Here is a 14,108-nt window from a genome sequence, read left to right as displayed (position 1 = left end):
AGTTTATTAAACTGGCACTTTAGTATTAATTTTCCATAAAAGTAACGCAAGAACCGAAATCATTAGTAATGATTAGTAATAATTACTACTTTAATAAGAAATAATTCAGGAGTCAGGAGCGGAGGCTGATAAGTCTAATGGATATCTGACAAGCAAAGCTCTCTCGATAATTCGTCGCAATTCATTACACGCCCGCATTTCTTGAGGGTTCTACTAGAACAGACTAAACAGGAAATTTACACTATCCTGTCAGAGAAATAGGCGGGGTTGTCCATGAAGAAATTGCTCCAACGTATCAAAGCATTACTCAAACGTATCCTCAAGAGGTCTGCATCCAATTTTCAGCAACCATCGCCCCTAATAAATTCTCAATTAGAAACTTCTATTCCAACCCTTTCTCCCCGATGGGAATCTGGTTTGGTGCTTGTGTGTTCGCAATGTGCAAACGAGCAGTTAGGCTCAACCGCTTCCGAAGACTTAGAGAATTGGTTGAAATCGCGTTTAAAATTTGAGGGATTATGGGGTGAATTTCGGGTCGTTAGCACCAGTTGTTTAGGGATTTGTCCAAAATCCGGCATTACCGTGGTGATTGTAAGTAATGGAAGTCACGGAAATAGCCCATGTTTAATTGTAAATCCTCGGCGCGATCGCCAACTTCTCTATTCATACATCAAACAGAATCAAGGCTGAATTAAAAGGGTTGCTAAAGCTTAAAATTCTTGAATGCCAAACTTCGGTTATATAACAAATAAAAAAGGGGTGAATAGTTGAATTCACTCCTTGCATTTTCCCAGTTTATAAGGGAGGTAAAAAATACTTATCCAAGCCGTATTAGTGCAATTCCGGTCTGAATAATTATTCTTTTAAATGAGGTATACTTGGTCTTATAAAGGTAGCTGAGGAATTAGCGCTTCGGGCATTAGTGCTTGAAGAAGCAGTAGTTGGGGAACTGAGATTTAAGAAATCGATGAGTTTTAAAGTCCGATTACGAATTTTCCAGCGCCCATTTTTGTTAACAACTTGATCTTCATAAGTGCCATTAGCGACATCAATGCTAGTTTCCGAACGTTTGTGAGTCGCATGGAGGTAAGAAGTCATCGTTGCTTGATTATTTTGAACTGAAATGTTTATTGTACCCATCAAGTGTTGAGTAGCTGTATAACCATTTCCTTGGAATACTGAATAAACAAAATCTGCCCAAGAATCTGTCCCATAATTTGTTTGAGTTGCCCCATCAGGAAAAATGGCAGTGAGAACTGCATCTTGGGTAAAACAATCCCGATAAATATTCTTTCCTTCTTGGAGATTTCCTCTACCAATAGCATCAGTTCCCAGAGCGTAACAGGATGTTAATTTTTGAATTTCTAGCTCTGCGTTAGGTTGAGCTGCACTTGCTACCTCAAACTTACCTCCAACAAACAGCACAAGAGTGACTGCAAGCACAATCAAAGTTATCCGATTTAACAGAAACGAAATAGCCTTTGAAACTATTCCCCCATTTTCTCTTCTTTTTTCCACAAGATGACTCCCTTAATTATTTACAATTTTCGCATCTTGTACTTTACCAAAAACTCAAGTTTTGGCTAATAATTTTAGCTCATAAAATTTAGCTAAAATGGTTGTAGATTTTGCTAGCAATTACATTTTATATCCGCTAGAAAATCTCTTTTCTAGTAAACTATAAAGCCAGTATGTACAAGATTTGATGTATACAATTAGTTATAACAGTTAATTAGTAAGTTACAAGTGTTAATTGCAACTAAGTTTGTGTTGATTTGATTAAGTAATAAAGTTACTACTTACATAGTTTGAATCACAGCAAAATGAATTTTAGTTTACCAAGTTTCCGAAATCAAATAGAATTACTATAGCAATTCTGCAAGATTCGTGATAAAGCAATATGGTTCAGTTAAGGCTTTACCTTTATCAAAGTGATATTTTTTTAACGAACCGCAAAGGACGCGTTCACGAAGTGTCTCGAAGAGAAGGACGCGAAGGAAGAGAAAGAAGAGAAAGAAGAGAAGAAAGAAATGTTTTTCTGAACTGTATTGCATGATAAAGTCCTCAACTTCTTTGAGAAGTCGGAAATCTACCGAGAAAACTATAGTCTCTTATTCTCCCAAAATGGGAATAGAAATTATAAATTGCGTTCCTTGTCCTAAGACTGATTCACAAATCAAATTTCCACCATGATTTTCCACTATAATTTGCCGACTTATAGATAATCCTAATCCCGTACCTTTTCCTACACATTTGGTAGTAAATAAATTATCAAAAATGCATTTTTTAACTTCTTCAGTCATTCCTTTTGCATTATCTTGAATCTTAATTACTACTTTTTCATTATCTACAAGTAGATAAGTATCAATAGTAATAATATTTGGATAATTTTCTTGAATTTCTAAAAAACTACGCCCACTATTTGCTTCTTCTAAAGCATCAATTGCATTTGCAATAATATTCATAAAAACTTGATTCAATTGTCCCAAATAGCATTTTACTGGTGGGATGTATGCATAGTTTTTAATTATTTTAATGCTGGGGCGATTGCTATCGGCTTTTAGACGATGTTGTAAAATCATCAAAGTACTATCAATACCTTCATGGATATTAGCTAATACTTTTGAGGTAGTATCAGCGCGGGAAAAAGTACGAAGAGAGGTACTAATATTACGGATTCGCTGTGTACCTACCGTCATACCATCAATCATTTTGGGCAAATCTTTTAGTAAGAAATCTATATCTATTTCTTCAGCTTTTTCTTCAATTTCTATACCAGGATTGGGAAATTTTTCTCGATACATTTGCAAATAGTCTATTAAATCTTTAACAATATCTTTGGCTTGGACAATACTGCCTGTAATAAAAGCAATGGGGTTGTTTATTTCGTGTGCTACACCTGCAACCAAATTTCCTAAAGAAGACATTTTTTCACTTTGAATAAGTTGTAGTTGAGCCTCTTGTAAATCTTTGATAGATTCTTCTAATTCACTAGATTTTTCTTGCGCTCTTGTGTACAAACTGGCATTTTCTATGGCAATAGCCATTTGAGAAACTAAGACTTTTAGTACCTCTACCCTTTCTGGAACAAAAGCTCCTGATGATAACTGATTTTCTAAATAAATAATACCAGTAAGCTGTGATTGGTACATAATTGGCAAACAAAAGATTGATTTTGTTTGAGATTTCTGAATATAGACATCAAAGTTAAAAGGTTCTGTAATTATCGCATCATTTAATACAAGATATTGCTGAGTTCTAAAAACATAATTAATTACCGAAAGTGGTAAATCCTGATATGTTTCAACCGGAATGGAGCGTAAAACTGTCACCAGATTGTCAGCAGCATTTCCCGAAGCTTCGATATAAAGGCGGTTATCTTTAATTAAGAGTAGTACTGCTTTTTGGGCGGCAGCATTTTCTAGTAAAATTTTGATCAGTTTGCCTAATAAGTTTTCTAAAACAATTTCATTGGTAATCGCTTGTGAAAACTTGATGAATGCATTAAAATCTAAAAAATCACTCAAGCTGCTATTGGTAGTCGTGTTAGTGGTAAGATGAATTGTCTCTATTTTTGAAGTAGTATTTTCTATAGTATTAGTTTGTGCTAGTAGAAAAACATACTTTGATTCTAAGTGTTTAACTTTAGCGATCGCACCCCAACGAATATAGGCATAATAGGCTTTCGTTATATAAGTTTGATGAATTAATTCTTTACCTAGAGACTGATAAAATTTTCCAGCTAACTCATAAGCTAAAGCCTCTTCTTTGAGAAAACCGTTTTCTTGGGATTTGGCAATGGAGTTTTCATAGTAGTCCATTGCTTCCAGCTTTTGACCCAAAACCTGATAACGTTCTGCCTCCACGAGATAAAATCTATGTAAGTGATTCGTGGGAGCATGAGTCGCCCAGAGTTCCATTTTTTGCTGATTAGCTTGAACTTTTTCCAGAATAGCTTGCTTCTCAGACTCTTTAGTAGTATGATATATAGCCAAGTGTGCTAAAGAATCGTAAAAGTAGAACAGTGGAACCACAAATAAGCCTGTAACACCACCTAAAGATTTTTCTGCGATCGCAGCATTTTCTACAGCTTTAAAATACTCCCCAAATATGTAAGAGAGCATTAGCTTATTAACAAATAAATGATTAATTGTGTAAAGGTCATTTACTTGCTGATGAATTGGCAGCATAATTTGTTCGTCGTATGCTTCTCCAATTAAACAGTCCACATTTTCAAAACTTCCTTTCAAGTTTAGAACCGTTTGTAAATACACTGAGTTCCAAGTGAAAGCTACTTGTTGCTTGATTTTTTTCAGCGAATCACAATAAGCTATCAGTTCTTTTTCTAAAACCCAAAGTTCCTTACCCAGCCAAAATGAATGATAGGGATAAATGTAACCACAATAACCAGCATATTCTAAATCTCCAGTTTCCAGACCACTAGAATATCCTGACATTGATGATGTTAATGTCTCTCTAATATGCTCTTTCCAATGCATAACATGAGCGCTAACAACCGTTAAAATCTTAGCCTTAAGTTCTTCAGCATTAAATTGTGACACCAGACGTGAAGCTAATTTGCCAAATTCATAGCCAGAATCAATTTCTCCTTGAACTCCACAAAGAAGTAATCCATAAAGACTATAACCATAGGCAGATACAGCCGTATTGCCATAACTTAAGGACAAATTGACCATTTTACAAACAATAATTGGCATCATTGCAGGTGCAGTTTGAAAAGCCGCAGGGAGAACTCCCATTAAGATTCTCATAGCTGCAATCTTGTTAGAATCAGTCATTAATGGTAAGTTAATTAAATCTGCGATCGCTTTTCCTTTCAAAGAAGTAGCAATTTCATCCATCCCCTGCTGAATATCAGTTGATGTCGGCTCATCTGGAAAACTTATTCCTAACAATTGCAGAATTGATACTGCTATCTGAATGGCTTCCAATTGCTTGCTTTGAATGATACAAGCGATAATTTGTACTTCATAGACTTTCACTTTATCTAAAAGAATTTTGGCTTCTTGCTGCACCACCTCAGCCAATTTTTGCATCTGCTCAAAATCACCACTCAGATAGGCTACCTCTGCGGCTCCTTCATATAAACCGATAGTTAAGCTATATTCATTTTGCCAAGCTTCTATATTTAAAAGTTCTATTCCATTTGTGAAATATTTAAGAGCCGCTTCGTAAGCTGTAGAAGCTTTAGCTTTTCGTCCAGCAATTAAATTTAATCGTGCCAATTCAGTTTTTTCAGATTGCTCTCTCAGATTAACAATACCTACATTCAACTGATTAACGATATCAAAAATATTAGCTTCTATTTCCTCTTTAGGTATATTTTGTAGAAGCAATTGCCCAATTTTCAGGTGAGTTGATTTCTTGAGTTCTTCTGGAATCAACGAATATGCTGCTTGTTGTACTCTGTCATGTAAGAACTTATAACCTACTCGTGAAGTATCAAAATTTAAATTAACTGCTTCTTCTTGATTAAAAACTAAAGGAATGCGGTAAGCTTCACTTAAAGGTAGAATTAATCCCGCTTGCAAAGCCGAGTGTAAATCATTTGCTGTCAAAGAAGGTGATTTTTCATTGACTATCGATAAAACATCCAAACTAAATCTGTCACCCACACAAGCTGCTAGTTTTAAAACCTCTTGAGTGAGCTTTGGTAGTTTTTCAACTCTACTGGCAACTAACTCAACTACATTTTTATCGGTAATTCCAATTGCTTGTATATCTTCTAAACTCCATTGCCATTTGGCATTGGTAAAGTCAAATTTTAAGAGCTTTTCTTGATAAAGTACCTGAATTAGTTGTGTTATGAAAAATGGATTTCCACCTGTTTTATTACAAATTAACTCAGCTAGTTTAATAATTTTATTATCAAATACTCCGGTTTCTTCATCCTGCTTAATCTCTGTTTCTTGAAGAGTTTCAGCAACTAGCTGAGTGACATTATCTAAATTTAAAGGTTGCAAGACAAGATTATTAACAACTGTGCCACTATTCTTAATCTCTTCTATTTTTTGGATTAAAGGATGTGCCGGAGTAACTTCATTATCTCTATATGCCCCAATAAATAAAAAATATTTGCTATCTGTATCAGTTATAAGCAGTTGGATTAGATTTAATGTGGCTGAATCTGCCCATTGTAAATCATCTAAAAAGATGACTAAGGGGTGTTCTTTTTGAGTAAAAACTTGGATAAACTCTTTAAAAACATGATTGAAGCGGTTTTGTGATTCGGTTGCACCAATTTGGGCAACTTCCGCCTGTGTACCAATGATTAATTCTACTTCTGGAATTACGTCAGTTATAACTTTTCCATTTGTTCCTAAAGCTGATAGTATTTTACTACGCCATATTTCTATTTTTTCATTATTCTCGGTTAACAAATACCGCATTAAATATGCAAAAGCTTGAATTAAAGAAGCATAAGGTATATTACGTTTTAGCTGGTCAAATTTACCAGAAATAAAGTACCCTTGTCTCCGAGTAATGGGTTTATTAACTTCATTGACTAGAACTGATTTGCCAATCCCCGAATAACCAGAAACTAGCATCATTTCTACCCCCCTTAGTCCCCCCTTGGTAAGGGGGGATTCAGGGGGGTTAGCAACTCGCTCAAATGCAGCTAAAAGTTCATTAACTTGTTCTTCACGACCATATAATTTTTGAGGAATTAATAATTGGCTCAATATATCCAAACGACCTGGAACAAAATCAGTAATAATTCCCTTAGTTTTTAACTGATTGAAACATAATTCTAAATCTGCTAATAATCCTGTAGCACTTTGATATCTATCTTCCGCATTTTTTGCCATCAGCTTCATCACAATTTCCGAGATGGCGGTAGGAATTTGTGAATTTAAAGACTGTGGGTTTATTGCTTGAACGGCAATGTGACTATAAACTATTTCTAAGGGATCTTGACTAAAAAATGGTGTTTTATCAGTGAGCATTTCATATAAAGTCACACCAAGAGAGTAAAAGTCAGTGCGATAATCAAGAATGCGATTCATTCTCCCGGTTTGTTCAGGAGACATATAGGCAAGTGTGCCTTCAACGCAGTTAGGGTTATTAAATTGGGGATTTTCTTTATTGAGGCGGGAGGCTATACCAAAGTCAGTGAGTTTAACAACACCTGTCTGAGAGTTAATAATGATGTTACTAGGTTTTATATCTTTATGAATAATCTGCTGCTTATGCAAATAATCTAAGGCTTTAGTCAGTTGAATAGCAATTTTTAAATAGTTAATTAAGTCAAGTTTTTCTATTTGTAGCAGTTGAGTTAAAGACTGACCACCAAAGTCTTCTAACAACAGTCCCACACGATTTTCAAAGGTTTCTAGACTGATAGCTTTAACTATATTGGGATGGTCTAGACCTTGCTGAATTTGATACTCATTTTTAATTCGAGTAAAGGCTTCGAGAGTCGGATATTCATTTTTAAGCAGCTTGAGGATAACTCGCTGTTGTGTCTTTGGCCTTTGTGCTTGATAAATAATTGTTTGGATTCCTTCGTGGAGAGTCGAGTTGATTTGGTATCCAGTACGATTTGGCATTGATTTTTGACTATAAAGTTATAAAATTAGCATCACCCCCGTTAAAGGGGTTCTAGTTTAATTATTCCCAGCGAGATAAAAATATTAACACTGGGATTTCGTACCCAAGGGTTGTAGATTAGAAAGCGATTATTCCCTTGTGATGGAAAGTAGTTGGCTAAAATCTGGCTGTAATTTTTACGCCAACCGCAGATAAGGACACTTCTGTAAAAAACCAGAAGCCTTATTATGGGCATCCAAATTATGAGTATGCGTTGGCGTAGGTCGAATAATGCCACCAAATAGGTCATCCAAACCGTAGGGTGTGAAAAATTGCCATTGTCCTTGGGTATCTAGTTTAACTCCCACAGCAGTGGCGGTGTGTAGCCAATCCGCGATCGCATCTTCTGTATTATTGTAAGGTCTGCTGCCAAGTCGCCAACGAGCAAAACTGGCTTGATTTTTGACATCAAACTCGTCATGAGGAAATTGTTCTGTGAGAGTCGCCTTTGCTGCTAGTTCTTGAGAACGGTTCCCCTCTATATCAAAGAATGCAATATCAAAATCTTTAATTACCAAGCCACAATTCTCGCCAAAAATTGAAGACCAAACGGTGTTTCGGACTGCACCCCCTGCTAACCACCAGTTAGGTAGATTTAGTTGAGCGATCGCAGGTAATACTGTATTAATACGTGTATCAGCTAAAATCATCTGTAGGCGAGTGTTACTATTCATATCAAATTCCTGGGATTGTCAAGTAGAAGGTGAAAATATTATCATTCACATTTCATCAAACTTACGGTGTTGATAGTCCTGTTGTGACACTTTGCAAGCCAATCTTTTTGAGGGTAACTGCTGAAGTCATAGTATAAAGAAAACAGGTTACACATAAGGTTAAATTGTGAATTTAGAATTTAGAATTTTTATTTATGGAAGATTTATTTGCGCGACTAGAACGTACACTCAATCCTGAACTGCCTTCTATAACAGAGTCACAACAACAACTCCTACAAGAACTCAGTATTGATAAAAATCAACCCGGTACGATTCTGCATGACTTTCAAACTCTGATAGATTTTTTACAACCAAATGGAGTGGAAGTTAGTAATGTTAATAACCTTCTACCGCTAAAAGTTCTATCAGAAGTTAATTCTCGGTTAAGTCACCCAATTGAAACTAAACTCAAACGCCCCGTACAGAAATCATACCCCTACATTAATGGACTATATCTGTTATTACGCAGTTCTGGAATAGCCCAAATTAGATCCCAAGGAAAAAAGCAGGTTTTAGTTTTAGACGAAACAACTTTGCAATCATGGTCAAACTTGAACTTAACAGAACGTTATTTCAACTTATTAGAAGCCTGGTTAATTTGGGGAAATAACGAAATTTTGGGTGAACATCAAGATTCATTAGGGAATTTATTTAGATGTATTCAACTTTGGACTCGCGTCCCAGATAAAGGTTTAAATTTTCCTAAATATGAAGATCAACACGATATTAGTTATTACCCAGGACTACATAATATTGCCCTGTTAGAGTTATTTGGATTTTTATCTATAAAACATGGAAAACCACAAGAAGGTAAGGGGTGGCGCATTACTAGTTTACAACGCTTACCCTTTGGTGATGCTTTGTTGCAATTACTCTTTCCATTGGGTATACGAGGAGAATTACAGGATGATGTAAATGTAAACTTTGGAAAATTGCAGTCACATCTTCAACCATTTTTTCCTGAATGGGAACATAATTTATTTGTTCCTAAACAAGGCTTCACCGATGGTATTTATATTTTCAAAGTATCCCTTTTTAAGGCTTGGCGACGCATTGCTATACCAGCAAAAAAACCATTAAGCTGGCTAGCAGAGATAATTCTCGATGCTTTTGATTTTGATTACGATCACCTGTACGAGTTTAGTTATAAAGACCATTTTGGTCGCATCATAAAAATCGGTCATGCCTATATGGAAACACCCCCATTTGCCGACCAAGTGCAGATTGGTGATTTGTCTTTAGAACCGGGTGGTAAAATGACCTATCTTTATGATTTTGGTGACAACTGGAAATTTGATGTGCAATTAGAAGCAATTAATCCACCTGATAACAAAATCAAGAAACCAAAGATTTTAGAAGTTCACGGAAACGCACCTCAACAGTATTGGAGTGAGGATGAAGATGAGGAGGAGGGAGAGTAATTATACAATTTTAGTAACTAAATTTCTAAATAAGTACCCATAGTAAAACCAATGTAAATTTCTAAATAAGTGATGAAATGATAATCTTTATCCTACCCAACTGACCTGTCGAAGGAAAAGATAAAATTTTCTTAGTAAAGTGATTTAACTAGAGTCTAAAAATAGAAACTTATTGCTACTTATAGTCTGTAGCATTATAGTCAACATTGCAATATTAATTGTTTAATTGGGTTGCAAGAAAACGTGCATTTAAAAAAATTTGGACAAGAAGTTCGTAGGCGGCGTATGGCTTTGGGTCTTTCTCAAGAAGCCCTAGCAGCTCAAGCCAATCTCCATCGCACGTATATAGGTAGTATTGAGCGGGGTGAGCGAAATGTGTCCTTGATGAATATTATTGTTTTGGCTATAACGTTGCATTGCAAACCAAGTGAGTTACTTCAATGCTTGGATACCGAGAACGATGAAACTTTGCTGTAAACCGATTCAAACACGTTTGCTAGGAAAAGGAGTTATTACCAGATGTTGTTATAAGGAGGATGGACACATAGGTTCATGCGAAGAGTTTCCATATCTCTTCCATCTGAATTCTGTTGCTCCCCGAGTAGCTAACAAGATTAAAAGGGATGCGACTAAAACCACAGGAGCAGCTTGGAAAAGTGAAGATGCTGGCCCCAACAGAATAGACCGATGGGCTATGCTGCTTGACGAACAAGAATTACTGGAAAAATACAGAGTCAATATATCTGTGCTAAAACCTGGTGTACAAGCAAAATTACGAGAGAAAGCAGCTACATATGAAGATTGTATGAACGTTGCTGCCAAGCTAACATTGCTAGTTTACCAAATGAGAGATGCTCCTACTCCACCACAATCAATTAGTTTTTATCTTGAAAGTCGCTTTGGTATAATATTATTCGGAAGTACAAAATGTATTATTTGTAAGGATTATCTTTCTTTTTCTTTATTTGATGAAGCGAAGCGCGGACGCGCACATATTGAAACAGCACACGCTAATCCACGCATTCATAATCCAGATAATGTTGGATTTGCACATCGCGAATGCAATATTGCTCAAGGAAATCGAACACTTGATGAGTTTTATAAATGGATTTATAATATCCTTCAAAGAGTAGAATATAGATTATAATTCTACCTCACTGTCCTGCATTTGTGTTAATTGACTTAATAATTCAGACCTTTTTGTAAGAATAATAGCAAACTGCTGTAGTCTTTCTTCAGACTGTCCATTAAAAGATGGATTCGGTACTTTAACTTCTTGTATTCGTTTTCCAAGAGATCCTAATGTTGACTGAATAAATACTAGTCTTCTTATTTCTCTCTGAACTGAAGGTAAACTTAAAACATATAATAAAGCCATTGGCTCGAATGGTGCTTTATCGGTAAGTGATATTATTCTAATATGACTTTGAACAATACAACAATAATTCCATTTATTCAATATCGCACATCTTCCAATTTTATATCTTCCATCAACGACCATTAATATATCACCGGGTTTTAAAACTTGAATGCTACGATATTTATCATAAATTTCCTCACTAACAGAGTTTGTTGGATCGATTGAAACTTCAAAATTATTTATATCTGATGTTCGCACAAAAGGTATGTCTCCAGTTCCATAAGCGTCAGAACCGATTTCGTTGCCTTTATTGATTTTAATCCATCCTTTTTTTACCATTTCTCCGAATGTTATTAACTCTCCTCCAAAATCTTTAGCCTGCTCTTCTAGTAAAGTATCTGTTATTTTGTCATAATAGCGTGGTACAAGGTAATAAGGATTGCTTATTTTTGATTCACTCCATATATGACTCTCCTTTGTAACCCAATCAGTCGAAATCAGAGCAAAGTCATCTGGGAAAGGCTGACCGTTTCCTTTAAATTCGCGCCCTCGACGATCGTGACCACAATTAATAGCAACAGATATCCATACCTTATTACTATCTAATTTTATATCTTTATTTTTTTTGAACTTATTAAAAAACAAAACGTTAGTCTTTGTATCAGTACTGGGTTGAAATGTAGTTCGTGGACAATCAATCAATGCATATATCTGTCCATTCTGGCGAAGATAGTCCCAAACATAGCCTGAATTTGCATTTCCAAACACTCCTTCAGGAAGAATAATACCCATCAAACCGTTTTCTTTTAAGAGTTTAACGCATAATTCTATAAACAATATTTGTGGATCTTGTATACTACGTAATCGCTCTGTTTTTTTCCATCCTTTATCAGAACGCTCCCAAATATAACCTAATTCAAATTGTTGAAGAATTGATAAATCATTTATTGGTATTTTTGCACCAAAAGGTGGATTAGTAAGAACAACATCAGCATTTAGTGGTGACAGAAAATCTGGTAAAGATTCTAGATAAGAAAGATTCAGTGAATTGGTGTTGTGAACAATAAAATTATCAGGAGCTACAACCTGAAGCAATGCATTTGCAAATAAGCTCAAATCTTTATCTTTATCAAGACCTATAAGATGACCCTTTCTTTGTCCAAACTCACTCCAAAAAACTGCTGTTTCAGTTAAAAATCCCCCAGTACCACAAGCAGGATCAACCACCTTAACGCCTGGAGCGGGAGCTATAATCCTAACCATAGCTCGTACAAGAGTTTTAGGCGTAAAAAACTGACCCTTATCTCCTCTTAGACGAGGGCCCATTAAAGCTTGAAAAGCATCTCCTATTGAATGAGAAGGTGAATCTTTGAATGAAAGATGTGATAAAAAATTTATTCCTTCTCGAATCGACTTATCATCTAAACCAAATAAATCATGCTCTTCAATTACACCAGGATAATACTTAATTAACAATGGAAGTATCACTTGATTTGCAGGAGCTTTGTTATTCAAAAATTTTTCTAACTCCTCCTGAAGATTGTGTCTTTCACATAAAAGTGTAAATAAAATTATCTTGGATAGATCAGAAATAATGCGTTCAGCCCGACTTGCATTACTGTTTGAGTAAAAATGATAATAAAGTTTTTTGAAAACTTCCGAATGACTATTATAGGCAATTTCAATTTGCATAATTCTAGTTTTTGTATATATTTATGATGACTATAGGTATCATAACACATCGTGTTATGTCAAACTCTCATCCTCGAAAGAAAGTGTAAAACTAGCAAATGATAGCAACGGCCTTCCTCTCAACGGGATTGGCTTTCGGGGCGGGGTTGGGTAGGTTTAATGAACCTATCTCACAAGCTTCTCAGATTTTGGCTAACGAGCGCCTGTCCAAATGGTAAAACACGAGGACTTGATAAACCTATTAAATTATTTAAAATAGCAATATTTAACTCAAATTATAAGCTTAGTTTGTATATCATAGAGTTTTACTTAGTTTTCTGCCAATGATCTTAAAAAAGCTAGCACGGTATCAATATTTTCCGTAAAATCTCACTGGATATATTGAATTATGTAATTTCAGTAAAATTAGAGAAGAAACTAAACTTCAGTTCATTTTCAACACTTTTAACAGTTATTTCTAGACAAGCTTGATGAAAAACGATACACCGCAAGAATTGAACCCAGACCAAGAAATTGGGCGCTTGATTGATGAGGTAATGTCTTCATCTCTGACTGATGAACAGTACCGCAAAAAGATGCAGCGACGCAAAGAAGTGCAAGACAAGCGCATAGCAGAAGCTGTACCAGAAAAAGGGTTAATTATTGTAAATACTGGTAATGGTAAGGGTAAAACCACTGCGGCTTTGGGGATGGTGTTGCGATCGCTCGGTCATGGGTATAAAGTAGCGATCGTTCAATTCATCAAAGGTAGCTGGGAACCTTCCGAAAAAAGGGTTTTTAGCTATTGGGAAGACCAAATAGAATTTCACGCAATGGGCGAAGGCTTTACCTGGGAAACTCAAGATCGCGATCGCGATCTTGACAAAGCTAGCGCCGCCTGGGAAAAATCATTAGAATACATCCGCAACCCAGACTTTCATCTAGTATTGTTAGACGAAATCAATATCGCCCTCAAAATGGCTTACTTACCAGTAGAAGACGTTTTAGCAGGTTTGGCGCAAAAACCCGCTAACAAGCACGTTATTCTCACAGGTAGAGGCGCACCACAGGCTTTAATTGAGCGTGCTGACTTAGTAACTGAAATGACCCTAGTTAAGCATCCTTTCCGCGATCAAGGTGTAAAAGCGCAACCGGGAATTGAATATTAAATCAGAATTCAGAACTCAGAATTCAGCAATCTTTGAGTTGGGGATTTAGACCCACCATTCAATTGTTGCACCACCAAATTTTGAATTTGGTGGGGGACTTAAACCCCTTGATATCAAGTTCGGGTGATTACTTATAATAAAATCTCTCAATACCCACCCGATA

9 protein-coding genes are annotated in these 14,108 nt (G+C 35.8%); 5 read left to right on the top strand and 4 right to left on the bottom strand.

The annotated features are described in order from the left end of the window. Window positions 1-273: 273 nt before the first annotated feature. On the top strand, window positions 274-690 hold the full coding sequence (locus HWQ37_RS31910) for a (2Fe-2S) ferredoxin domain-containing protein (RefSeq protein WP_292754933.1): 417 nt from the start codon (window positions 274-276) through the stop codon (window positions 688-690). A 165-nt stretch (window positions 691-855) separates the two neighbouring features. Here the strand turns inward: HWQ37_RS31910 and HWQ37_RS31905 are convergent, their stop codons facing one another. The 3 genes from HWQ37_RS31905 to HWQ37_RS31895 form a co-directional block, all read right to left on the bottom strand. Beyond that, a complete protein-coding gene (locus tag HWQ37_RS31905; protein WP_292754930.1) occupies window positions 856-1,518 on the bottom strand; it encodes a nuclear transport factor 2 family protein in 663 nt (220 codons plus the stop codon). A 593-nt stretch (window positions 1,519-2,111) separates the two neighbouring features. After that, window positions 2,112-7,571 carry a trifunctional serine/threonine-protein kinase/ATP-binding protein/sensor histidine kinase gene (locus tag HWQ37_RS31900; protein ID WP_292754927.1) on the bottom strand — a complete coding sequence of 1,820 codons (5,460 nt, stop codon included), beginning with the start codon at window positions 7,569-7,571 and terminating at the stop codon, window positions 2,112-2,114. A 177-nt stretch (window positions 7,572-7,748) separates the two neighbouring features. Further along, window positions 7,749-8,285, bottom strand: coding sequence for a nucleotidyltransferase family protein (locus tag HWQ37_RS31895; protein ID WP_292754924.1), 537 nt, complete (start codon window positions 8,283-8,285; stop codon window positions 7,749-7,751). Between the two features lie 194 nt (window positions 8,286-8,479). Between HWQ37_RS31895 and HWQ37_RS31890 the strand changes: the two genes are divergently transcribed. The 3 genes from HWQ37_RS31890 to HWQ37_RS31880 all read left to right on the top strand — a co-directional run bounded on the left by HWQ37_RS31890 (window position 8,480) and on the right by HWQ37_RS31880 (window position 10,892). Then, entirely contained in the window at window positions 8,480-9,745 is a 1,266-nt protein-coding gene (locus HWQ37_RS31890) for a plasmid pRiA4b ORF-3 family protein (RefSeq protein WP_292754922.1), read from the top strand. Window positions 9,746-9,988: 243 nt separating this feature from the next. Continuing rightward, window positions 9,989-10,222 (top strand): helix-turn-helix domain-containing protein, encoded by a 234-nt coding sequence (locus tag HWQ37_RS31885; protein ID WP_292754920.1) that lies wholly within the window; start codon window positions 9,989-9,991, stop codon window positions 10,220-10,222. After that, on the top strand, window positions 10,206-10,892 hold the full coding sequence (locus HWQ37_RS31880) for a hypothetical protein (protein ID WP_292754917.1): 687 nt from the start codon (window positions 10,206-10,208) through the stop codon (window positions 10,890-10,892). The genes HWQ37_RS31885 and HWQ37_RS31880 overlap by 17 nt, the downstream gene beginning before the upstream one ends. Here the strand turns inward: HWQ37_RS31880 and HWQ37_RS31875 are convergent. Next, window positions 10,887-12,797, bottom strand: a complete 1,911-nt coding sequence (locus tag HWQ37_RS31875) for an N-6 DNA methylase (RefSeq protein ID WP_292754914.1) — start codon at window positions 12,795-12,797, stop codon at window positions 10,887-10,889. The two genes, HWQ37_RS31880 and HWQ37_RS31875, sit on opposite strands and share 6 nt — an antisense overlap. Before the next feature lie 470 nt (window positions 12,798-13,267). Here HWQ37_RS31875 and cobO point away from each other — a divergent pair, with 470 nt between their 5' ends. Further along, window positions 13,268-13,945, top strand: a complete 678-nt coding sequence (gene cobO / locus HWQ37_RS31870; protein ID WP_292754912.1) for a cob(I)yrinic acid a,c-diamide adenosyltransferase — start codon at window positions 13,268-13,270, stop codon at window positions 13,943-13,945. Window positions 13,946-14,108: the final 163 nt, after the last annotated feature.

The organism is Nostoc sp. NMS4 (genome assembly GCF_017115095.1).
GTDB lineage: Bacteria > Cyanobacteriota > Cyanobacteriia > Cyanobacteriales > Nostocaceae > Nostoc.
This window is presented reverse-complemented; position numbering and strand designations above follow the sequence as displayed.

Excerpts from the sequence above, each read along its gene's own strand:
- HWQ37_RS31910 (WP_292754933.1), top strand. The coding sequence starts at position 274 with ATGAAGAAATTGCTCCAACGTATCAAAGCATTACTCAAACGTATCCTC.
- HWQ37_RS31880 (WP_292754917.1), top strand. The coding sequence starts at position 10,206 with ATGAAACTTTGCTGTAAACCGATTCAAACACGTTTGCTAGGAAAAGGA.
- HWQ37_RS31900 (WP_292754927.1), bottom strand. The coding sequence starts at position 7,571 with ATGCCAAATCGTACTGGATACCAAATCAACTCGACTCTCCACGAAGGA.
- HWQ37_RS31890 (WP_292754922.1), top strand. The coding sequence starts at position 8,480 with ATGGAAGATTTATTTGCGCGACTAGAACGTACACTCAATCCTGAACTG.
- HWQ37_RS31875 (WP_292754914.1), bottom strand. The coding sequence starts at position 12,797 with ATGCAAATTGAAATTGCCTATAATAGTCATTCGGAAGTTTTCAAAAAA.
- HWQ37_RS31895 (WP_292754924.1), bottom strand. The coding sequence starts at position 8,285 with ATGAATAGTAACACTCGCCTACAGATGATTTTAGCTGATACACGTATT.
- cobO (WP_292754912.1), top strand. The coding sequence starts at position 13,268 with ATGAAAAACGATACACCGCAAGAATTGAACCCAGACCAAGAAATTGGG.